The organism is Streptomyces melanosporofaciens (assembly GCF_900105695.1).
Lineage (GTDB): Bacteria > Actinomycetota > Actinomycetes > Streptomycetales > Streptomycetaceae > Streptomyces > Streptomyces antimycoticus.
This window is the reverse complement of the sequence record NZ_FNST01000002.1, coordinates 8188028-8207503: the sequence shown is the minus strand read 5'-3', so window position 1 is coordinate 8207503 and position 19476 is coordinate 8188028. Positions and strand designations below refer to the sequence as shown.

General features: G+C 69.7%; 15 protein-coding genes and 5 pseudogenes. 6 read left to right on the top strand and 14 right to left on the bottom strand.

Annotated features, from left to right (window positions below; all coding sequences use genetic code 11):
• Positions 1-12: 12 nt before the first annotated feature.
• From BLV72_RS50540 to BLV72_RS52220, 11 genes and pseudogenes are all read right to left on the bottom strand, one after another.
• Positions 13-126: pseudogene (locus tag BLV72_RS50540) on the bottom strand (wyosine base formation domain-containing protein); the annotation flags it as partial.
• A 29-nt stretch (positions 127-155) separates the two neighbouring features.
• Positions 156-1658 (bottom strand): FAD-dependent tricarballylate dehydrogenase TcuA, encoded by a 1503-nt coding sequence (gene tcuA, locus BLV72_RS37440; RefSeq protein ID WP_093467982.1) that lies wholly within the window; start codon positions 1656-1658, stop codon positions 156-158.
• 83 nt (positions 1659-1741) lie between these two features.
• Entirely contained in the window at positions 1742-2173 is a 432-nt protein-coding gene (locus BLV72_RS50535; protein ID WP_425288477.1) for a beta/alpha barrel domain-containing protein, read from the bottom strand.
• The gene (locus BLV72_RS52225; RefSeq protein WP_425288476.1) at positions 2071-2583 is read right to left on the bottom strand and encodes a beta/alpha barrel domain-containing protein; all 513 of its coding nucleotides are present in this window, start codon (positions 2581-2583) and stop codon (positions 2071-2073) included. Before BLV72_RS52225 ends, BLV72_RS50535 begins: the two co-directional genes overlap by 103 nt.
• Before the next feature lie 101 nt (positions 2584-2684).
• Positions 2685-4328, bottom strand: a complete 1644-nt coding sequence (locus tag BLV72_RS37430) for an AMP-binding protein (RefSeq protein WP_093467980.1) — start codon at positions 4326-4328, stop codon at positions 2685-2687.
• Positions 4325-5353: an LLM class flavin-dependent oxidoreductase gene (locus BLV72_RS37425; protein ID WP_093467979.1), complete on the bottom strand. Its 1029-nt coding sequence runs from the start codon at positions 5351-5353 to the stop codon at positions 4325-4327. The genes BLV72_RS37430 and BLV72_RS37425 overlap by 4 nt, the downstream gene beginning before the upstream one ends.
• A gap of 144 nt (positions 5354-5497) precedes the next feature.
• Complete coding sequence (locus tag BLV72_RS37420; RefSeq protein ID WP_093467977.1) at positions 5498-6490, bottom strand: Ldh family oxidoreductase; 993 nt, start codon at positions 6488-6490, stop codon at positions 5498-5500.
• Between the two features lie 245 nt (positions 6491-6735).
• Positions 6736-7134, bottom strand: coding sequence for a nuclear transport factor 2-like protein (locus BLV72_RS37415; RefSeq protein WP_093467976.1), 399 nt, complete (start codon positions 7132-7134; stop codon positions 6736-6738).
• A 14-nt stretch (positions 7135-7148) separates the two neighbouring features.
• On the bottom strand, positions 7149-7997 hold the full coding sequence (locus tag BLV72_RS37410; RefSeq protein ID WP_208905851.1) for an alpha/beta fold hydrolase: 849 nt from the start codon (positions 7995-7997) through the stop codon (positions 7149-7151).
• A 148-nt stretch (positions 7998-8145) separates the two neighbouring features.
• Positions 8146-8613, bottom strand: coding sequence for a winged helix-turn-helix transcriptional regulator (locus BLV72_RS37405; protein WP_093467973.1), 468 nt, complete (start codon positions 8611-8613; stop codon positions 8146-8148).
• 97 nt (positions 8614-8710) lie between these two features.
• Positions 8711-8848: pseudogene (locus BLV72_RS52220) on the bottom strand (IS1380 family transposase); the annotation flags it as partial.
• 266 nt (positions 8849-9114) lie between these two features.
• Here BLV72_RS52220 and BLV72_RS52510 point away from each other — a divergent pair.
• Both BLV72_RS52510 and BLV72_RS52505 read left to right on the top strand, forming a co-directional pair.
• Positions 9115-9618: pseudogene (locus BLV72_RS52510) on the top strand (NACHT domain-containing protein); the annotation flags it as partial.
• 1615 nt (positions 9619-11233) lie between these two features.
• Positions 11234-12217 carry a poly(ethylene terephthalate) hydrolase family protein gene (locus tag BLV72_RS52505; RefSeq protein WP_093467970.1) on the top strand — a complete coding sequence of 328 codons (984 nt, stop codon included), beginning with the start codon at positions 11234-11236 and terminating at the stop codon, positions 12215-12217.
• A gap of 100 nt (positions 12218-12317) precedes the next feature.
• On the opposite strand, the gene BLV72_RS37385 is transcribed toward BLV72_RS52505, so the two are convergent.
• Positions 12318-13034 carry an IclR family transcriptional regulator gene (locus tag BLV72_RS37385; protein WP_244321203.1) on the bottom strand — a complete coding sequence of 239 codons (717 nt, stop codon included), beginning with the start codon at positions 13032-13034 and terminating at the stop codon, positions 12318-12320.
• 485 nt (positions 13035-13519) lie between these two features.
• Between BLV72_RS37385 and BLV72_RS37380 the strand changes: the two genes are divergently transcribed.
• From BLV72_RS37380 to BLV72_RS52210, 3 genes and pseudogenes are all read left to right on the top strand, one after another.
• Positions 13520-14905 (top strand): PHB depolymerase family esterase, encoded by a 1386-nt coding sequence (locus BLV72_RS37380; RefSeq protein WP_093467966.1) that lies wholly within the window; start codon positions 13520-13522, stop codon positions 14903-14905.
• A gap of 123 nt (positions 14906-15028) precedes the next feature.
• A pseudogene (locus BLV72_RS52215) lies at positions 15029-15166 on the top strand (IS982 family transposase); the annotation flags it as partial.
• A 179-nt stretch (positions 15167-15345) separates the two neighbouring features.
• On the top strand, positions 15346-16098 hold the full coding sequence (locus BLV72_RS52210) for a Gfo/Idh/MocA family protein (protein ID WP_093467963.1): 753 nt from the start codon (positions 15346-15348) through the stop codon (positions 16096-16098).
• 595 nt (positions 16099-16693) lie between these two features.
• Here BLV72_RS52210 and BLV72_RS37360 read toward each other — a convergent pair.
• Positions 16694-17788 (bottom strand): CapA family protein, encoded by a 1095-nt coding sequence (locus BLV72_RS37360; RefSeq protein ID WP_093467961.1) that lies wholly within the window; start codon positions 17786-17788, stop codon positions 16694-16696.
• Positions 17789-17993: 205 nt separating this feature from the next.
• Between BLV72_RS37360 and BLV72_RS37355 the strand changes: the two are divergent.
• Positions 17994-18317, top strand: a pseudogene (locus BLV72_RS37355) (MarR family transcriptional regulator); the annotation flags it as partial.
• Between the two features lie 372 nt (positions 18318-18689).
• Here BLV72_RS37355 and BLV72_RS37350 read toward each other — a convergent pair.
• The gene (locus BLV72_RS37350; protein ID WP_093467960.1) at positions 18690-19460 is read right to left on the bottom strand and encodes an SDR family NAD(P)-dependent oxidoreductase; all 771 of its coding nucleotides are present in this window, start codon (positions 19458-19460) and stop codon (positions 18690-18692) included.
• Between the last annotated feature and the right edge of the window lie 16 nt (positions 19461-19476).

Here is a 19476-nt window from a genome sequence, read left to right as displayed (position 1 = left end):
CGAACTGTGAGGCGTGGGCCGGCGGACGATCTTCAGGGCGGCGGCGACATCCTGGCCGTGAGCGAAGTACTCCATGAGACGTGCTGTGGCCGGCGTCGCCGCGCTCATCGGCGGCCCGAACCGGGGAACACTCTGCTCCCGGCGCGAGGACGTGCTCAACCGGCGGCCGGAGTGGGGAGCCGTTTCGTTTCCTGCGCGGCGGTGGCTCCGGCCACGCGGCCGAACACCGCGGCGCGCATGAGGGCGGCACCACCGGGATAATCGCCGTAGAACAGGCCACCCACAGCCTCGCCGGCCGCGTACAGACCGGGCACCGGCGTCCCGTCCGCGCTGAGCGCCCGCCCGTCCGGGTCGATCCGGATGCCGCCGAAGGTGAAGGTGAGCCCCGCGACGGCGTGGTAGGCGACGAACGGTGGCTGGTCGAGCGGCGAGGCCCAACCCGACTTGGGCGGTGTGATGCCGGCCGTGCCGCGGCCTTCGGCCGCGCCGTCACCGGACGGGCAGGCGTTGTTGAACGCCTCGAGCGTGTGTGCCAGCCGGTCGGCGGGCACCCCGATCCGCTCGGCGAGTTCCGGGACATTGTGCGCGACGATGGGCTCGGCCGCGCCGGCGAACTCGTCGGCCACCCGGGCCGCGGTGCGCTGGTCGAAGATCTCGAATGCCTCGCATCCCGGTTGGCGCATGATGGCCTTGCCCATCTTCGAGTAGTTCTTGACCCACGGGCCGGGGCCCTCGTCGACGAACCGCTCGCCATCGCGGTTGATGAGTACGCCGAGCCAGAAGCCGTGCAGCGGGAAGGGCGGTGAGGCCTCACTGCGCTGTGGCGAGGGCATGGTCGGGTCGACCGCGGCCGAATGGCAGCTCGCCCAGGTCCCGGCCTTCTCCGCCCCGGCGCGAAGTGCGGCCTGGATCCCGTCGCCCGTGGCCAGGCGGGTGCCGCGCAGGCGCACCGTCTCCCACTGCGGCCCCAGGCACTCGCGGCGAAGTTCCCGGCTGGCCTGGAAGCCGCCGGTCGCGACCACCACCGCGGCGGCGGGGACGGTCTCGCCGCCGTCGCCGACCACGGCACCGGTGACCCGGCCGTCGCTGCGCACCACCTCCACCAGTGGTGCGGACCAGCGGATCTCCACGCCGATCCGCTCGGCGTGCGCCAGCAGGGGCCGGATCACCTCGAACCCGCGTGACATTCCCTCGCCGGTGCACGTCAGGATCTGGCCGGGTGGAATGTGCAGGACGCCGTCGCGGACCGCGGCCCCCACGGTTCGGTTGAACGTGAAGCGGACGCCCTTCGCGGCCAGCCAGCGGACCGTGTCCAACGACCGCTCGGCGAGCCGATCGACCAGCCGCGGCTCGGCTTGGCCGCCGCTCATCGCCGACAACTCGGCCGCGTAGGCCTGGCGGGTGTAGGGGGGCGCCTCTATTCGGTCGGCTTTCATGCCGGGCTCGAAATCCTCCGTGATGGACGTCAGATCGTCCGGCCCGTCATAGCAGAACAGGAACAGCCCGCCGGAAAAGGCGGCGTTCCCGCCGACGTCCTCGCGGCTGCCCTTTTCCAGCAGCACCACGCGGGCGCCGGCCTCGCGGGCGGAGATCGCCGCCGAGAGCCCGGTCAGCCCGGCGCCGGCGACGACGATCGTGGGCGCAGGGGTTTCCGTCACTGGTCCTCCTTGAGGCATGGTGCTGCACCGGCAGGTGCGGGTCGGGGTGGCTGAAGTGCATGGCGAAAGACGCTCATGGGGTGTCACCAGGTGAAGGAGAGGGGTGTGCCGGGCCGGGCGGTGCTCGGTACGGGGCCGGTGTGCCGGACAAATCCCTCGCCGGGCACGCCGACCTCGCCGGTGAGCCAGTTCGCCGTCTGGATCAGACGGGGCAGGTCGATACCGGTGCCGACCCCGGACCGTTCGAGCAGTTGCACGGCGTCCTCGGTGCACAGACCGCCGCCCTGGGTGCCGGGCATCGCCGGGTGGCCGCCGCTGCCGGCAAGGGAGGTGTCGATGTGGTGGACGCCGAGTTCGAGGAGTGGGAGCAGGGCGGCGAGGCCCATGCCGCGGTCGTCGTGGACCTGCACCGTCAGGTTCCCCGGCGGCACGTGCGCGAGCGCGGCGGTGACGAGTTCGCACATCTGGGGCGGCGCCGCGTAGCCGGAGGAATCCGCGAGGATCCAGCGGTCCACCCCGATGTCGAGGAGCCCTCGGGCCAGCGGTTCGAAATCCGCGGCGGTGCGCGGGGGCCGGTCGGCCCACCCCAGGCGAAGATGACGTAGGTGCCGAGCACGATGTTCCGGTCCGCGGCGTAGACGGCCATGCGCTCCAGTTCGCGCATCGAGTCCTGGGTGGACCGTCCGGTGTTGGCGCGGGCGAACTCCTCGTCAGCGGACAGCAGGAAGTACGCCGTGTCGGCCCCCGCGTCGACCGCGCGGGCGAGCCCGCGCAGATTGGCGACGCAGCAGCCGAGGCTGAGTCCGGGCACTCGCGGCACGCGGGCGAACACCTCCGCGGCGTCGGCGAGGCCCGGTACGAGATCGGGCCTGACGAAGGAGGACAGTTCGAACGCGCGGACACCGGCGTCGACGAGCCGCCGCACGAGTTCGATCTTGACGTCGGTCGGGACCGCATGGTCCTGGAAGGTCAGCCGGGGGCGATTTCCCGGATGCGTACGGCGTCGGGCAGGGACATGGCGTTTCCTCAGGCGTGGCGGGTGGGCTTGAGCCCGGCGGCGAGCGCGTCCCAGGCATCGGCGCTGCCCCGGTCACGCAACTGGTGTTTGCGCACCTTGCCGTTGGGTGTGACGGGAAGCCGGTCCACGAAGCGGTAGTAGCGGGGGACCATGAAGTGCGGCATCGACCGGTCGCAGTGAGCGAACAGGCCCATGTGGTCCGGCTCGTGGCCGGGTTCGAGCTGCACGACGGCGAGGACCTCGTCCTCGCCCAGCTCCGACGGCGTGCCGACGGCGGCAGCGGCCACGATGCCGGGGTAGGCCAGCAGGACCGACTCGACCTCGTGGGAGGAGATGTTCTCGCCGCGGCGGCGCAGGGCGTCCTTCTTGCGGTCGATGAAGTAGAAGTAGCCGTCTTCGTCGGTGTAGCCCAGGTCGCCGGTGTGCCACCAGAGATCCTTCATGGTCGCGAGCGTCGCTTCGGGATCGCGGTGGTAGCCGGAGAACATGATGTTCGCCAGGCGGGGCCGGTACACGATCTCCCCGGCCTGGCCCGGCGCGGCACGGTTCCCGAACTCGTCGTGGATCTCCAGGAGGGACGATTCGGTGGGCAGGCCCAGCGAGCCGACCTTCCGGGCGCCGAGGGGGTTGTAGAGAACGTTCTTGATCTCGGTGAGCCCGTAGCCCTCGACGACGTGTACGCCGAAGCGCTCCTCGAAGGGATGGAGCACTTGGGGCGGGGCGGGTGCGGCGAACACCTTCGTCGCCCGGTGGTCGCGATCGCGGTCGGACGGGGGCTGCGCCAGGAGCATCGGCAGGACCGAGCCGAGGGCGTTGAACTGGGTGACCCGGTGGGTGCGCAGTTCGTCCCAGAACCTGCTGGCGCTGAACCGGCGCCCGAGGACCACGGTCGCCCCCGCGTAGAAGGCGTGCATGGATATGTTGATCTGCGCGGCACCGTGGAACAGCGGGAGACATGTGTAGAGCCGCTCATCGGCGGTCGTGGCCATCTGCACCGCGCACTCGCGCGCGGCGACCAGCTGCATCAGGTGCGGGTACACCACGCCCTTGCTCCGCCCGGTCGTTCCGGACGTGAGCATGGTCGCGACCGGGTCCTTGGGCGCGACGCCGGGGAGGTCCGCCGCCGGATCGCCGGCTGCGAGCAGGTCGTTCCAGGTCTGTACCGTCATCGCGGGCGGGATGCGATGGGGCCGGTCTCCGTCCACCAGCACGACGGTCTTGAGTGTCGGTGGTACTTCCGGCAGATCGGCGAGAAGTTCCAGCAGGGCCGCGTCGGTGACCAGCACGCGCACGCCGGTGCTGCGGATCGCGTAGTCGAGGAAGGAGCCCTTGTAGGCGGTGTTGATCGGGACCTCGATGAGGCCGGCGCGGGCCGCTCCGAGCCAGGCGAGCAGGTACTCGGGCCGGTTGGGCAGGAAGATCCCGACGGAGCTGCCCGGGTCGGCGCCTGCCGAGAGGAGACCGCGCGCCACGTCGGTGACCGCCGCGTCGAGTGCGCCGTAGGTCAGTTCGCTGTCCTCGAAGACCAGCGCGGGCTTGTCCGGATGTTCTTCGGCGCGGGCGGCGATGAGGCCGCCGACCGTGCCGTCGGCGAGATCGGAGAAGTTCTCCAGGCCCGGGTCGCCATTGCCCCGGGCGATGGTGGGTGTCATGCCAGCTCCTTCTTCGCCCGGGCCAGGAAACCCTCCAACGACGGGTCCCAGGCCGCCTCCGCGCCGGTCGTCACGAGAAACGTGTCGACCCCGAGCTCCCGGTACCGGCCGAGGGTGTCCAGGATGCGCTCCTCCGTGCCGACCAGCGCCTGGGAGTTGGCGAAGCCGCCCAGGAGCTTGGTCAGCCCGGTCCAGAAGCAGTCGTCGTGCAACTCGTGGTCGGTGAGCGCGAGCGCCCGTTGCCGCCCGACGGAGGTGTCGGTCGACGACGAGCGCAGGAAGGTCGGCGTTCCGGCGGCCTCGGCGATCTGCCGCTCCACGGCACGGGCCCGGGCCCAGGCGTCTTCGTCGGTGTCACCGATGAACAGGCGCAGGCTCAGCGAGAACCGCATGGGGCGGTCATAGCTGTGGGCCGCCGCGGTGACCTGGTCGACGCGTTCCTTCGTGCCGGCGAACGGTTCCCCCCAGAGCATGTACAGGTCGGCGTGGCGGGCGCCGAAGTCCACGGCGTCGGCGCTCTCGCCCCCCATGAAGATCGGCACCTGGCCCTGCACCGGCTTGGTCTGCAGCTTCACCGCCTCGGCCGTGTAGTACTCGCCGTGGTGGTCGAAGGGCTCGGTTTCGGTCCAGGCGCGGCGCACGAGGTCGAGGTACTCGACCGCCCGCCGGTACCGTGCGGCCTTGGGCAGGTCGTCAGACTCACGTCGCAGATCCTTGTCGGAGCCGCCGACGACCACGTTGACGGCGAGCCTCCCGCGGGCCAGCACGTCGAGGGTGGCGAAGTAGCGCGCGGCGGCCACCGGCGCCATGACCCCGGGGCGGTGCGCGACGATGGGCGAGAACTTCTCCGACGCCGCCAGCGCGAACGGTGCGGTGGCGTGGTTGTGCGGCCAGGTGGCGGAGTATCCGACGAGGACCCGGTCAATGGCGTTCGAGCGGTCCAGTTCCTTGATCCTGGAGATCATTCGGTCTGGATCGGCCTCGCCGGCCTGAAGGGGCTGCAGCCCCGTGAAGAATTCGATCATGGGTTTTTCAGCTTTCTGCGTGGAATCCGTTACGGGAGCGGGGCCGGCGGGCGAACCCGGCCTCGTCCCGGGCGAAATGGTGCGGTCGGCGTATCCGCAGTCCGGCCCGGGCGGTCGCCGACTCCGAGCCGGCGAGCGCCGTCCTCAGACACCCGCGGCCTCCCGGCGCAAGGCCGTGACCACCGCTTCGGGCACGTCGATGGTGCCGCGCCGGAGCGTCTGGTTCCGACAGTTCACCGAGCGGTCGAACGGCACCCGGACCGGACTGCCGCCCTCGACGGGACGAGTGGCGCGGACCGATTCGGCGAAGGCCGCGACCCGTCGGCGGTAGTCGCCCGCGTCGGTGAGCACACCGGGATCCAACAGCACGATGAAGAAGCCGCAATCCGAAACACCGGACGGATCAGCGGCGGCGCCTGACATCATGCCGAGCAGCTGGACGACCAGAGCGAGCCCCGAGCCCTTGTGGCCGCCCCACACGCCGAACGCGCCCTCGAGCGCGGCGGCCGGGTCGAGCGTCGGGGCTCCGGCCGCGTCGTAGGCATGGCCGGAAGCCAGCTTCTCCCCGAGCCGCGCCTTCAGCTTCGCCTCCCCATACATCACGGTGGAGGTGCCGATGTCCCAGATGACGGGAGCCGGGGTGGCCGGGAAACCGAACGCGATCGGGTTGGTGCCGAACCGGCCTTCGGTGCCGCCGTGCGGGGCCACCACCGCAGGCCCGCTGCCCGCGATCATCCCGGCGAGGCCGGCTGCCGCGGCCTTTTCGAGGTAGTACGAGAACATCCCGGTGTACCAGGTGTTACGTGCGCCGACCACCGCGACTCCCTGGGCGTGGGCCTTCGCCACGGCAAGCTCCAGTGCGTGCATGCCGACGAGGTAGCCCACCTGGTCGCCGCCGTCCACGGTGGCGGACACCGGCGTCTGGGCCACGATCCGGATCGGCTGCGGCGGCGTCTCGGTTGCGCGCCTTCGCTCCGCTATGGACAGCGCGCGGGCGAGCCCGCCGAAGGACAGCCCGCGCAGTTCGCAGTCGAGCAGGTGGTCGGCGATGGTCTCGACGTCGGTGGCGGAATAACCGCATGTGGTCAGCGCGGCCGCGACGAGTGCGCGGGCGTCGGGAAGGGACAGAGTCGTCATTGACCGACCTTCGCGGTGAGGGAACCTGAAATTCGCCCGTCCATAAGCATGCTTACACAATATAAGCGAGCGAAGTCGAATACAAGCATGCTGATAGTGCTGACCCGGGTGGGCGTCGCGGTCCCCGCGGTGGATCGTCGGCCGCTCCCCCGCAGCGCGGCGAGACCGGACAGCGCTCGTCCTGCCCGGTCTCACCATCCTCGGCTCCGGGCCTGGGGCACTGGCCGGCAGACCCCGCAGCGAGGTCACATCACGGCGTCGGTCTCCAGCGGCCCCGCGGTGACGCGGAGTGTCCGGATGCGGACCGGCTCTTCCTGGTCGAGGTAGAAGATGTGCATGAACGGGGCCCGCACCACCTGGTCCGGATCGCTCTTCTTGGCCATCCTCGCCTCGCCGCGCAGCAGTCGGACGCCGTCGCCCGCGGACCAGAACTCCAGGACCTCGTGGGTGATGATCAGCGGCTCGTCGATCTTGACGAAGAACGCCTTGATGGCGTCGACGCCATGGAGGTGTGCGGTGCCGAAGAACATGTCGGTGTCCTCGGTCAGCGGCGCGAAGCCCTCGCCGAACTCCAGGGTGTCGATGGCATCCATGAACTTCAGGACCCAGCCGGGCACGGCCGTCGCCCGTGCGTTGTTTTCCATAGGTCGCCTCCCGATCAGACCGTGGCGGGCAGGGTGGCAAGGAAGGCGTCGATCTCGGCGTTGACACCCTCGGGGTTCTCGCGGGCGGCGAGGTGGGCGGTGTGCTGGAGCACGCGGAAAGTGCTGCCCTCGATGGCGTCCGCCATCTTCCGCACCACGTGCACCGGGAACTGACTGTCCTCCTCGCCGGCGATGATCAGAACGGGCACGTCCCTGATGGTGTTCAGGCGGCGGTGCTCGTCCTTGCGGCCTATGAGGATGCTGCGCAGCGCCCACGCCACCGACTTCGGGTCGTCGCGCAGCACGAACTTGGTGAACTCGGTGAACTCGGGGTTGGTGGCCTCGGCGGTGGGGCCGGCGAAGGCGGCGCGGGCGGCCTTGGCGGCCAGCGGCGGCATCTTCGAGTGCAGCGAGAGGAACGTGGACAGTGCGGTGGCCCAGATGCTCTCGACGGTCGTGGGCAGGGAGGCGGTGCAGTTGATGCCGATCGCCGCCGCGGTCCGCTGCGGGTAGTGGGCCGGGAAGACCCCGGCGAGCATGCCGCCCCAGCTGTTGCCCACCAGAACGCACTTGTCGATGTCGAGCGCGTCGAGGATCTCGACGAGCGCGTCGGAGCAGTCCTTGAGATCGATGATCTTGCGAAGCGCGTCGGACTTGCCGTGTCCGGGGCTGTCGATGAGCACGACGCGGTGGGTCGGGGCGAAGTGCTCGTACTGGTACTGCCACATGGCGCCGTCCATCATCAGGCTCGGCCAGCACACCATGGCGGGGCCGTCGGAACGGCCGCCGACGCGCACGTTGATCAGACCCAGTGAAGTGGGGATCAGCTTCTCGGTAACCCCTTCGAGCCAGTTCGTCGTCATGATCGGTCCTCCATGACCAAGGAGACGTTCAGTTGCTAGTAGCGTAACGCTACTAGTTCCAAAACGCTACTAGGCCCTCTTCGCCTTCGGACCGAGGTGATCAGTGGGAGCTCGAACCGCGCCCGCCCGGCGCCGCGGAAGCCGGCCCCTATCGCCGGCCGGCACCGCCTTCCTCGGTGGACGTCGGCCGCAGGGTCGAGGCCTCGACCGGCTGATGGCAGCTGCTGCACGCGAGGTACGGACTGGTCGGGTTGCCGCACGTCGTGTGCATCAGCGGGTGGTGCGTGACGTCGGTGTCGGTCGCATAGGTTTCGGCCCACCGCGTGATGGCCGCGATGGCGGGGACGACGAGCTCGCGGGCGCTGTCGGTGAGCTGGTACTCGTACCACGGCTTGTCGGAGCGGTAGGCGCGCTTGGTGAGCAGGCCCAGCTCCGTCAGACTGTTGAGCCGCGCGGTGAGGATGTTCGCCGAGATACCCAGAGCCCGCTTGAGCTCGCCGAAGCGGCCAACACCGAAGAACACCTCCCGCAGGATCCGGTAGTTCCAGCGCTCGGAGATCGCGGCCAGGAACTCCTGCCCATGCTGGAAGGTGACGTGACTCCCCTGGTCAGACACGGCTTCTCCTCCCCGGTGATCCCGGTGGTAGTTTTAAGTCAAAAGTAGTCCCGTAATGTTACTAGCCTCGATCGCAGTGCGAGCCGGGCGAGGGCGATCTGACGATCTCCAGCCAGATCTGGTTCTGTGCGGCGCGGTGGAGCGGGAGATTGCGCAGGCCGGGAGCGCGAGCGGCACGGATACGGTCCTCGACGCGGGGCCGCCGGCGGTGACGCAACATTGCCGCCGCAATCGGACACCACCACCAGCCCTCCTTCCGCCTCCCCACCGGACGAGCTGGGTCCGCGGCGGAGCCGGGCCGTGATCACCGACGACAACCCGGCCGCCACAGATGTGGACCGCGCGGCGGATCAGGTACGGAAGGACGTTCTGTCCAGGGCGCGGCATGCCGTGGCCCGTCTCGAACTGCAGCGACCGACCTTGATCGAAATCGCCTGGAAGGGGAGCGGCAGACCCGTCCAGCCGTCGCGGGACGTGCTGGGCGTCGCCCCGGAGGAACTGATGGGCACGGTGACTCAGGTATCGGAGACCTGTCGACAACTGCCCCTGCATCAACTCGTGGTACTGGGAGCACCGGGTACCGGCAAGAGCGTCGTCGCGATACAGCTCGTTCATGAGATGACCAAAGAACCTCAGCCCGGTGACCCGGTCCCGGTGCTGATGTCGCTGTCGTCATGGCGTCCGGCGATCTCGATGCGGGAATGGATTCTCCGGCAGATCAGGCAGAGCAGCCCAAGCCTCGCCAGCCGGTGGAGGTTCGGGGTGGACGCGGCGCCCGGCCTGTTCGATGCGGGCATGGTGATGCCGGTGCTCGACGGTTTGGACGAGTTGCCGGAGCCGCTGCGCGCGCGGGCGATCGAGGCGATCGACAAGGTGATCCCGGACGGCTGCTGGCTGCTGGTCACCTGTCGCGGCGACGAGTACGAAACGGCGTGTGGGGCCGGGCCCCATCTCACCAGAGCCGCGGTCGTAGAGCTCGAAGCCGTGGAGGCGAAGGCAGCGATCACCTACCTGACACGGTCGAAGCTGTCCGGTGACGACCGCTGGAATGTGGTCTTCGACGCCATGCGAGGGGAGTCGGAGTCGACGTTGGCCCGGACGATGGCCTCACCCCTGATGTTGTACCTGGCCAAGACGACCTACCGGGCGCGCCTTACCGAGCCTGGAGAACTGGTGTCGCAGATGCACTCCAAGGAGGATGTCGAAGACACATTGCTGAACCGGTATCTCCCCGCCGTTTACACGGAGGATCCGCCCACCCGCTACAAGGAGGCGCTGGCCAAGCGCTATCTGACGCTGATGGCTCGCCAGATGCGACGGGACGGAACGGTCGACTTCGCCTGGTGGCAGATCGATGCCCGGCTGACAGGGCCGTTGGTCGGTCTGGCGTTCGGCTCTGTGTGGGGCTGGTTTCTGCACGTGCTGTTCGGTCCGGTATGGGGAGTGGCGACCGGCTGCTTGGTCGGACTCGGGGGGTACCTCGCTCATGCCGCGGTCCGAAACGACCTGAAGCAGGTGTATGTGCCCAAGGCCGCCGAGCATGGACCGAAGGCCCTCTTGCACCGGTACGCGCTCATCGCCGTCGCGTCAGCTCTGGCGATCGGCGGTATCACGGGAGCCTGCGCAGCGTGGTGGCTGGTACGAGAGCTCAGGGCGGAGGGACAGACCGCCTGGTATTACGGCACGATCGTCGGTGCCGCTTCGGGCGTGGCCACCCTGCTCGGCTCGGCCTGGGGGTCATACCAGCTGTCGCGCTCGTGGTTCTGGCTCACCCGTCGGCTGCCATGGCGACTGGCACCCTTCCTCGACGACGCCCGCGAACTCGGCGTACTGCGCCAGATCGGCCCGGTCCACCAGTTCCGGCACGAGCGAGTGCTGAGGCAGTTGGACGGCGGAATCGCCGAGAAGCCGCCCCGGTCGGTTCACGGCAAGTGGAACGCCAAGTGGCGGCGATGGAGGCCTCTGCTACCCGTCTTCGCCAGCCTGTCGCAGGTTGGTTTTGCCATGCTCGGCCTTATGACGGTGGCCGCGATGTACGTTTCCTCGACCAAGATCGAGTTGAGGTACCAATCCGGGGACAAGCCCCGCTACTCCGTCGACACCTCCGTTTGTGCGAACCAGATTGCCTACTCGTGCACAGGCGTAGCGACCTGGTCGTGGAAACTGTCCCAGGGGTCCTCCCGCCGCACGGTCTGGCTGCCGGCAACCCTCCATGGCCGTTCCATTCTGGGCTGGGACGGCAGGATCAAGGCCGACGGCTGTGCAAGAGGCGCTGTCGAGGTGACTCTGGCACTGGCGGGAAAGGCGCCAGTGGCCTTCATCCTGAGCGACTCTGCTGATGTCCGCATGAAGGACCTGACGGAGCCGCCCCCCGGAGCGCCGACCGGTCTCCCTCACCCTGCGGAGACTGGCACGGAGGATCGCTCTCCTTCTGGCACGAGCGGAGAAGTCACAGGGGCGACCTGTCTTCCGCGAACCCGCGGCACCGTCACCGCGGGCAACTCATATCCCTTCCGCTGGGTAGAAACCCGACTTCAAGGTGTCTGTGGCGCACTTTACGCTGCGGGACGCGCTGCGCTTCCGGCAGCGCGCACCCGCGCCGCATCCTGGAGGTCCATCGATGCGTCCAACCCGTCGTTCGTCCAGAAGGACTTCGCCGTTACGGTCCCGGCCCCGTGTCGTGGCCGTGCCGTTCGTGCTGGCGACCACCCTCGCCTCGACGCTGTTCGCCGTCTCGGTCACACCGACCGCGGCCGCCGTGCGGCAGTCCCAGAGCAGGCCCGCGACCGGACCCTCCGCCGAGAGCGCTGCCGTCCGCGCGACGATCCCGGATCCGACCACCGCTTCACTCGAGGCCACGAACGGGCCGCTGACCACCGCCACCTACACCGTTCCCCGTCCGAGCGGGTACGGGTCCGGCACGATCACCTACCCGACGGCCAGCGGCTCGTACCCCGGAGTCGTACTGATGCCGGGCTATCAAGGCACCCAGCAGAACCTGCAGTGGCTAGCGCCCCGGCTCGCTTCCTGGGGCTTCGTCGTCATCAACGTCGGCACCTCCACGCTGGGCGACGATCCCGCGTCGCGCGGTCGGCAGATCAGCGCCGCCGGCACCCAGCTGATCTCGTTCAGCTCCACCGCCGGCAACCCGATCTACGGGAAGGCAAACGGCACGCTCGGCGCGGCCGGGCACTCGATGGGCGGCGGTGGCGTCATGGCCGCCCTCCGGGATGACTCCCGTTTCAGGGCGGGCGTCCCCCTGGCCCCGTACTACCCGAACCAGAACTTCTCCGGAGTCACCGACCCCGCCTTCTTCATGACCTGTCAGAGCGACCCCGTCGCTCACGGCAACACCTACGCTCTGCCCTGGTACAACTCGATGTCCCGGGCCGAGAAGCTCTACATCGAGGTTCCCGGCGACCATCTCTGCCCGATGACCGGCTACGGCAACAAGGCCAAGCAGGGCAAGTGGATCGTGTCGTTCTTCAGCCGCTGGCTGCACGGCGACACCCGCTTCACCCCGTTCCTGTGCGGTGCCGCGCGGGAAGCGGACAAGAACAGCCCCTCCCTGGTCACGCGCTGGCAGGACACCTGCCCGTTCTGAGCGGGTCCTCGCAGGGCTCCCGCGGTCCGCCGCGGGAGCCCTCCTCACGAGCCCGTGCTGCCCGCTCCGTCCGTGACCGCGCCCTGCGGAGGTGTCGGGCTCATGCGCCGTTCCGCCGATGGCACAGCGCCTGGGAGATGGCCCGGCCGGTGGCCATGACAGCGGGCGCGAGCACCCTCCGTCCGGCGGCAGCGGCCCCCGCGACGACGGACACGGCGGCCACGACCTCGCCAGTCGCGTCCCGTACAGGAGCCGCGACCGACACCGTGCCCGCCGGACCGTGCCACCGGCCGATCACCGCTAAGCCCGCCTCCTCCACCTCGGCGAGCATACGACGCAGGCCGGTCGCCGGGGCATGGTGAGCCAGATAGCGTTCCTGGGTGGTCGCCCCGGCGTACGCGAGGAGCACCAGGCCGTCACCGGTGGCGTGCGCTGGGCGCCGACCGCCGACCGGTTCGCCCGCTCCGTCGGTGTCCGGGGTGCCGATCCGCTCGACGAGCACCGTCTCCAGGCCGTCCAGCACCGTCAGCCGAACCTGCTGCCGCCCGGTCCTCCGGTGCAGGCCCTGGAGGAAGGACATCGCCACGTCTCTCAGCTCCAGCCGCCGTGGGGCCATGGCCGCGACCGCCCACAAGTGCAGGCCGATCTCGTAGCGACCGTTCCGGTTGCGTTCGAGCGCACCCCAGGACAACAACTCGCCGACGAGCCGGTGAGTGGTGGCCAGCGGCATCCCCGTCCGCCGGCTGATATCCGAAAGCGTCAGCCGACGGCGTTCTCCGGCGAACGCGTCCAGCACGCTCAGAACCCGGCCCGTCACCGAGCGAGGGGCTGGTTCCTTCTCAGCGGGCGCGCCGCTGGGCGAAGAGGGAGGCGGCGCTGAACGCATGTGACGATCCCTTCGGCGGATAGGGCCGTGCGGAACTGTTGGCATGCATACAACAAGAGCTTCGGACTCGCGCGGTGGCAGGGCCACCCCTGGCCCCCGGATATGAAGCTGTCGTTTGCGCATAAGACAGTCGTGCACACCGCGGAGTTGTCTTTCCCCTGCCCGAGGAGCACGAGCAGACGGCCGGATTGATGCACATGACGCATCGACAGATCCCGGTCCGGATGCTGGACACCGTCCAAACACGGCTTGGAGACTCACCCTGATACGGCGACACTCCACCGCCTTCCTCGCCATCTGCCCCGCCACGCGTCGGCGCTCACCACGCCGTACGGCTCTTCCTCGGTTCACCGCACCAGGCGAACGACTCCACATCCGGCCCTCCCTCGGGCCGCCCGACACCTTACGGAGGACCTATGCGCGGCATCACCAGACGTACGGCGCTCACCATCGCTGCGGGGACCGTCACCGCCTCGACGTTGAGCGACGCGGCCACCGCCGCGGCCGATGCCCCGGCGCCGCGCCGACCGGCGGCGTCCGGAGCCGGTCCCGCTCTGCGGACCGCCCTCGTCACACGGGTGACGCCCAGGAACAACTGGCGGGTGACCGCCGTCGCCATCCACTACGCGAATCCCATCGCCCTGTGCGGCGGCGTCATCCCACCCTCCGCGTTCCAGGTCACCGCCGACCTCGGCGGGCAGAGCGCGGCCCGAACGGTCTCCCGGGTCTATCCGAACACCGCGGCCAGGACGAACGCCCTGCCCAACGCGGAACGGCCGGGCAGATACCTCATCATCGAGCTCGACCCGGACGATGCCAATGCGCAGGCCTCCGGCACCGACCCTCTTCCGCTCCATCGCGCCTACGCCATCAGGCAGGTGGCCGATGTGCGGACGCCCGGCGGCGACCTGGTGCTCGCGGCCGGCCCGTTGGCGATCCGGAACGACGACGTCATCACGCCGGTGGTCGACGACTTCACGGCGGGATCGTTCACCGACTCCACGGGATTCGAGCTGGCCTTCCGGCTGTACCAGCCGCAAGGGTTCGTGCGGAGCCCGGGGGCGGCCACCAGGTATCCGCTCGTCGTCACCCTGCACGGCGGCGGCGAGGTCGCCGACAACAACATGACCCAGCTCACCGCCAATCGCATCGCCGTCACCTTCGCCAAGCCGGCCCGCCAGCGTCGCCACCCGGCGTTCGTGCTCGCTCCCCAGATCCCACTCCCCCGCCCCATGGACGGCCCCGACGGTACGGACTGGACCGACCCCAAGGTCCGAGCGGCGCTGGTCGAACTCATCGACACCTTCACAACGCGGCGCCCCGTCGACGCGGACCGGATCTATCTCGTCGGCCTGTCATCGGGTGCGCGAGGCATCTTCAATCTGCTCCCGAGGCATCCCCACACGTTCGCCGCGGCCCTGGCCACCGCCGGCTGGGGTGACCCGTCCACCATGGGCAGGATCACACACATCCCGATCTGGGCCGATCACTCCATCGACGACCCGGTGGTCCCCTACCGCGAGGGACGGTTCGGAAAACCCGGGACCTGGACGCTGATGAACGCGCTGGAGAGCGCCGGTGCACAGATCACCCGCGGGGAGTGGGCCAACGACCTGCCGAAAGCGAAGTTCGAAGCCCGGTCCAGGGCCCTGCTGAACCGGGCTCGCCGGGCCGAAAGCCATGTGCTGTTCACGAGCTACACGCCCGGAACGACACCGGTGAGCCCGCACTTCGCGTGGGCACAGACATATGAGAACGACGTCGTCATCGACTGGCTCTTCGATCAGTCCCGTAGGCCCTGACACCGAAGTCCCCCTGCCCCGCGACACGGGATCCGTTCAAGAGGGTCGCGGGCACACGGGATGAAGTGAGTCCGATGTCCGGGCCGGCCGCCACCATGGCGAAGGGCGTCCGTCGGCCTGAGTGTGACTTCTGGCTTGGACGCCCTTCTTGCGGCGCTGTACGTGTTCATCGACGACCATGTGTCCCGTTGTCGCCGGATCGGGCGACCCCTGAAACTGACGGACGCCGAACTGCCGTGCCTGGCGGTCGCCCAGGTCCTGCCAGATCCGCAGTTTGCCCACGGGGGCGAAGCCATGGCGGACTCTTCCTCGCCCTCCTCGACGGCGGCGCGATAACCGTGCCCGGCGTTGTTCACAGGTCCCTGGAAGCCGCGGAGCGGTGGGGCGTCACGACCGGTTATTCGAGTCTGCCCGAGCTGCTGTAGGCACGGCCGGACGTCGTGCACATCCGCACGCCCAATGCCACCCACATCGGCTACGCGCGTGCCGTGGTCGAGGCCGGGCTCCACATGGTGATCGAGAAGCCGATCGCCACCAGCCTGAGCGAAGCGCGCGAGCTGGCGGCCGCCGTCCACGCCGCCGGCACGGTCGCGACCGTGCCGTACGCGTACCGGTACCACCCGCTGGTGCGGGAGATCCGCAGCCGCCGGGAGTCGGGCGACTTGGGCGAACTGCTGCTCGTGCACGGTTCCTACCTGCAGGACTGGCTCCTTCCCCCGACGCGTCGACCTGGCGGGTCGACCCCCGAACCGGCGGCGCCTCCCGCGCCTTCGCGGACATCGGATCGCACTGGGCGGTCTGGCCGAGTTCGTCTCCGGCGAGCGGTTCACCGCCCTGACCGCCAGCATCTCCATCGCCCATCCCATGAGACCCGTTGCCCCCGGCCCCTCCTTCAGCGGCGACGCACACGGCGAGCGCGTGCCCATCGAGACCGAGGACATCGCGGTCGCGGCGTTCCGTACCCAAAGGGGCGTGCTCGCGAACACCATCATCTCGCAGGTCTCCGCCGGTCGCGAGAACCGGCTGTGGCTGGAGCTCGACGGCTCGCTCAGGTCGACCGTCTTCGACCAGGAGCAGCCCGGATCCGTCCCATCGAAATCATCGACGCGACTCTGCACAGCGCCGCCACCGGCGGCTGGTCCGAGATCGGTGCCGCCGACGCAGCGGTCACCGCGGAAACGCAGAAGCCGTGACAGAGCAGTCCCGCCGCCCGGTCACCCTCTTCACCGGCCAGTGGGCCGACATGCCCTTCGAGGAGCCGGCGCGCCGCGCCGCCGAGTGGGGCTACGACGGCCTGGTGATCGCCGCCGGCGGCGATCACCTCGATCTGCCCGCGCCGACGAGGACGACGCGTATGTGCGGTCCGGCTCGACATTCTCGACCGCCATGGCTTCATGGTGTGGACGATCTCGGCCTACCTGGCCGGGCAGTTGCAGGATGCGGCGGCCGGTCTATCGGTGAACCGGTGGCGAATGCCTGCGCGGCCCCGCGAGCTGGGGGGATGGGTCGCGGGGCGGGTTTCCGGCCCTGGGGGTCGCCGGGGGCCGACGGGCACGGCCCGGGGTTCCAGCGGGTGCGGGGTCACCGTGCTGGAGATGAGGCATGGCGAGGAGTTCTGTCACCGGATCCGGCCCGACTTCCCGTACTCGCCCCGGGGCGACGCCGAACAGCTGGTGCACACCGCCCTCGAGGCCTTGCGGCACCATATCGGCGAGGGAGAGTGGCACGACCGTAGGGCCCGCGTGTGCGCCGGCCTGGACACCGTCATCAGGCATGCCACCGGCGTGGTCAGAAATGGACACGGCCCAGCTCGTCCACCCTCATCGAGGGGGCCAGCTCCTGGGAGGCCTCTTCGACCTGCCGCAGGATCCGACGCGCCGTCGAAGCCGACGGGATCACCGGTTCACCGTGGGCGGTGAGCTCGATCGGATGCAGACGCAGCCCAGGCGGGCCCTCCGCCAGGGTCACCTCGAACACCGCACTCTCAAACCACGGCCGGTCGAACATCCGTTCCTTATACCGGGAGGGCGGGCGCCGGTCGCAAGGAGACACCTCCTCGGAGGGGTGGAACAAGAAGTTTCCGGTCGAGTAGAGGATGAGGCCGTCCCCGTACCGCTCGACCGGGTGGAGGCAGTGCGGATGGTGCCCGATCACCAGATCGGCCCCGGCGTCGACAAGACGCCGCCCCAGCGGCCGCTGGTACTCGGCCAGCGGCCCCTGGTTGCTGGGCAGATAGCACCAGGGAACGCCCCAGTGCAGCGCCACCACTACCGTGGCGGCCCGGTCCCTGGCCCGCCGGACCGCCTCCTCGGCACGCACCACATCGGCCTCGCGCGCATGGGAGCGGACATACGGCACAGTTCCGGGCTGCTCCTCGATCAGCACGCCGTCGAACTCGTAAGCCTGCTCGACCCTCACCGCCGCGATCCCGGGCCGGTGCGAGGTCGCGTTGAAGCCTGGCGGCAAGGCACAGCACAGGCTCACAAAAGCCACCTCCGTGCGGCCCCGGCCGGTGAGGTGGGCCGCACGCAACGCCTCATCGAGATTCTCCCCGGCTCCGGCGTGCGCGACACCGGCTTGGTCCAGAGCCGCCCTGGTGCTGCGCAGACCCTCGATGCCGTAGTCGAGCGCATGATTGGTCGCCAGCGAACAGGCGTCGAAGCCGAGGCGGGCCAGCTCGGGCGCCATGTCGGCACCCACACGGAAGGCAACCGCCTTCTCGGCCGGGTACCCGGCATCGGTCAGCGGGACCTCAAGATTGCCGATCACCAGATCGGCGTCCCGCAACAGCGGCAGCGCCGAGGTACCGACGGAGAGGTCCCCCTCACAACCCACAGCCGGCCTCCGGGCGACCACCACGTCCCCCACAGCGATCAGCTTCATGCGCCGCTCCCCCAACTCGCGCCACTCCACGACGGCAACAGGTTACGCAGGGGCTGGAAGCCATCCGCCTGGGAGGTGGGGTCCGTCCACAATCCGCGTCGGTCGCCGATCTGCTGCGCGAGATGACGGAGGAGCTCACCCGGCCCATCCCCGGCCGCCCGGGATCGGCATCAAGGTGGGGGCCGGGGTCCGGGACCGCTCGGTCGTGACGCACGAGGAGATCCTCGGCCTCACCGCCGATGGCGAGCCCATGGCGGCCCGGGTCGTGGACGAGGCGGCCCGGGCGCTGGGCACCATCGTGTCCCCGATCGCCAACTTCGCGATGCCCCAGAAGATTCTGCTGGCCGGCGAGGGGGTGGGCCTGCTCGATGTGGCCGGGGCGGCGGTGGAGGAGGCCATCCTCGCCAACCGCCACCCCCAGGCCGACACGGTCAGCCTCGAGACCAAGGTTTCCGACTTCCACGACTGGGCCCGCGGTGCCACTGTCCTGGCCATCCAGGTGCTGGTCCTGGGCTCGGCGGAGGCATGACGCACGCCAAGGCCGCGAAGGAGACAGTCAACTGACCGGCCCGGCCCGAAGCGGGATCGTGAACGCGGGGAGGGGGCAACGTGCACCGCGCGCGGGCAGCGGCACACCGCGACCGGTCACCGACCCAGCACCCTGATGCGTTCAACACCAGTCGGCGCGGACGGTACGGTGCGAGCCGGGAAAGCCGAGCTCGCCGCGATGTCGTCCGCGCCCAGGCGCGTCCGCAGCGGTGGTCGGGCCCGTCGGCCCGGTTGTGCAGCACCGCGCTCAGATTGGCGCCGGTGATCTCGAAAACCCGCTCGACCGCCTCCCGGGGTGAAGAGTCGGAGGCCACATCAAGCGGGTCTTCCTCTTCAGCCGGGACGCGCCGTCTCACACCCCGTACCCCCCGTCGACGTCGAGCATCTGACCGGAGATGAACCCGGCTCGGTCGGAGGCGAGGAAGCACACGGCCTCGGCGATGTCGCTCGCGGATCCGAACCGCCGCAGGGGGATGTTGCCGCGGGCGACCTCCAGGGCCCGTTCGTCCAGGTCGCCCGAACCGATCAGCCGGGCGGCCATCCCGTCGAGCAGCATTCCGGGGCCCACGCAGTTGGCACGCACGCCGAACCGGCCCTCCTCCGCGGCGAATCCCCGTACCAGCGCTTCGACGGCCCCCTTCGGCCCGGCGGAAAGGCCGTCCCGGACCGGGAAACGACGGGTGGCGGCCGTGGTGACCGCGACGATGCCGCCCTTGGCCGCGCGCAGCCGTGGCAGGGCCGGCTGCACCAGGTTGAAGAAGGCGATCGCGTCCGCCTCGATCTGTCGCCGGAACCGGTCCGGTGTCACCCGGCCCAGATGCACCATGGGCACATGCGGACCAGCCGCGTAGACGAGCGTGTGGATGCCGTCGAAGCGGTCCGCGGCCTCGTCCAGAAAGCGCGCCGTCGCGTCGGCGTCCGACAGGTCCAGCGGCCAGGCGGCCGCTCGGACGCCCGTCGCCTCGGCCTCCGCGGTCAAGGCGGCGCCGGCCTCGGCGTTCTTCCGGTACGTCAGTGCCACATGGCTGCCGCGCCCGGCCAGCATGCGGGTGATGGCGGCTCCGATGCCACCAGTGGCACCAGCGATCACGGCCGCACCCGGTCGGCCGTCGAAGTCCCGCATCCGATTCTCCTGTGTG

What these genes read in the sequence shown, in the direction of transcription:
- BLV72_RS37430 (WP_093467980.1), bottom strand. Translation starts at nt 4,328, where the DNA reads ATGACACCCACCATCGCCCGGGGCAATGGCGACCCGGGCCTGGAGAAC.
- BLV72_RS37425 (WP_093467979.1), bottom strand. Translation starts at nt 5,353, where the DNA reads ATGATCGAATTCTTCACGGGGCTGCAGCCCCTTCAGGCCGGCGAGGCC.
- BLV72_RS37415 (WP_093467976.1), bottom strand. Translation starts at nt 7,134, where the DNA reads ATGGAAAACAACGCACGGGCGACGGCCGTGCCCGGCTGGGTCCTGAAG.
- BLV72_RS37410 (WP_208905851.1), bottom strand. Translation starts at nt 7,997, where the DNA reads ATGACGACGAACTGGCTCGAAGGGGTTACCGAGAAGCTGATCCCCACT.
- BLV72_RS37380 (WP_093467966.1), top strand. Translation starts at nt 13,520, where the DNA reads ATGCGCGGCATCACCAGACGTACGGCGCTCACCATCGCTGCGGGGACC.
- BLV72_RS52505 (WP_093467970.1), top strand. Translation starts at nt 11,234, where the DNA reads ATGCGTCCAACCCGTCGTTCGTCCAGAAGGACTTCGCCGTTACGGTCC.
- BLV72_RS37420 (WP_093467977.1), bottom strand. Translation starts at nt 6,490, where the DNA reads ATGACGACTCTGTCCCTTCCCGACGCCCGCGCACTCGTCGCGGCCGCG.
- BLV72_RS37350 (WP_093467960.1), bottom strand. Translation starts at nt 19,460, where the DNA reads ATGCGGGACTTCGACGGCCGACCGGGTGCGGCCGTGATCGCTGGTGCC.
- BLV72_RS37360 (WP_093467961.1), bottom strand. Translation starts at nt 17,788, where the DNA reads ATGAAGCTGATCGCTGTGGGGGACGTGGTGGTCGCCCGGAGGCCGGCT.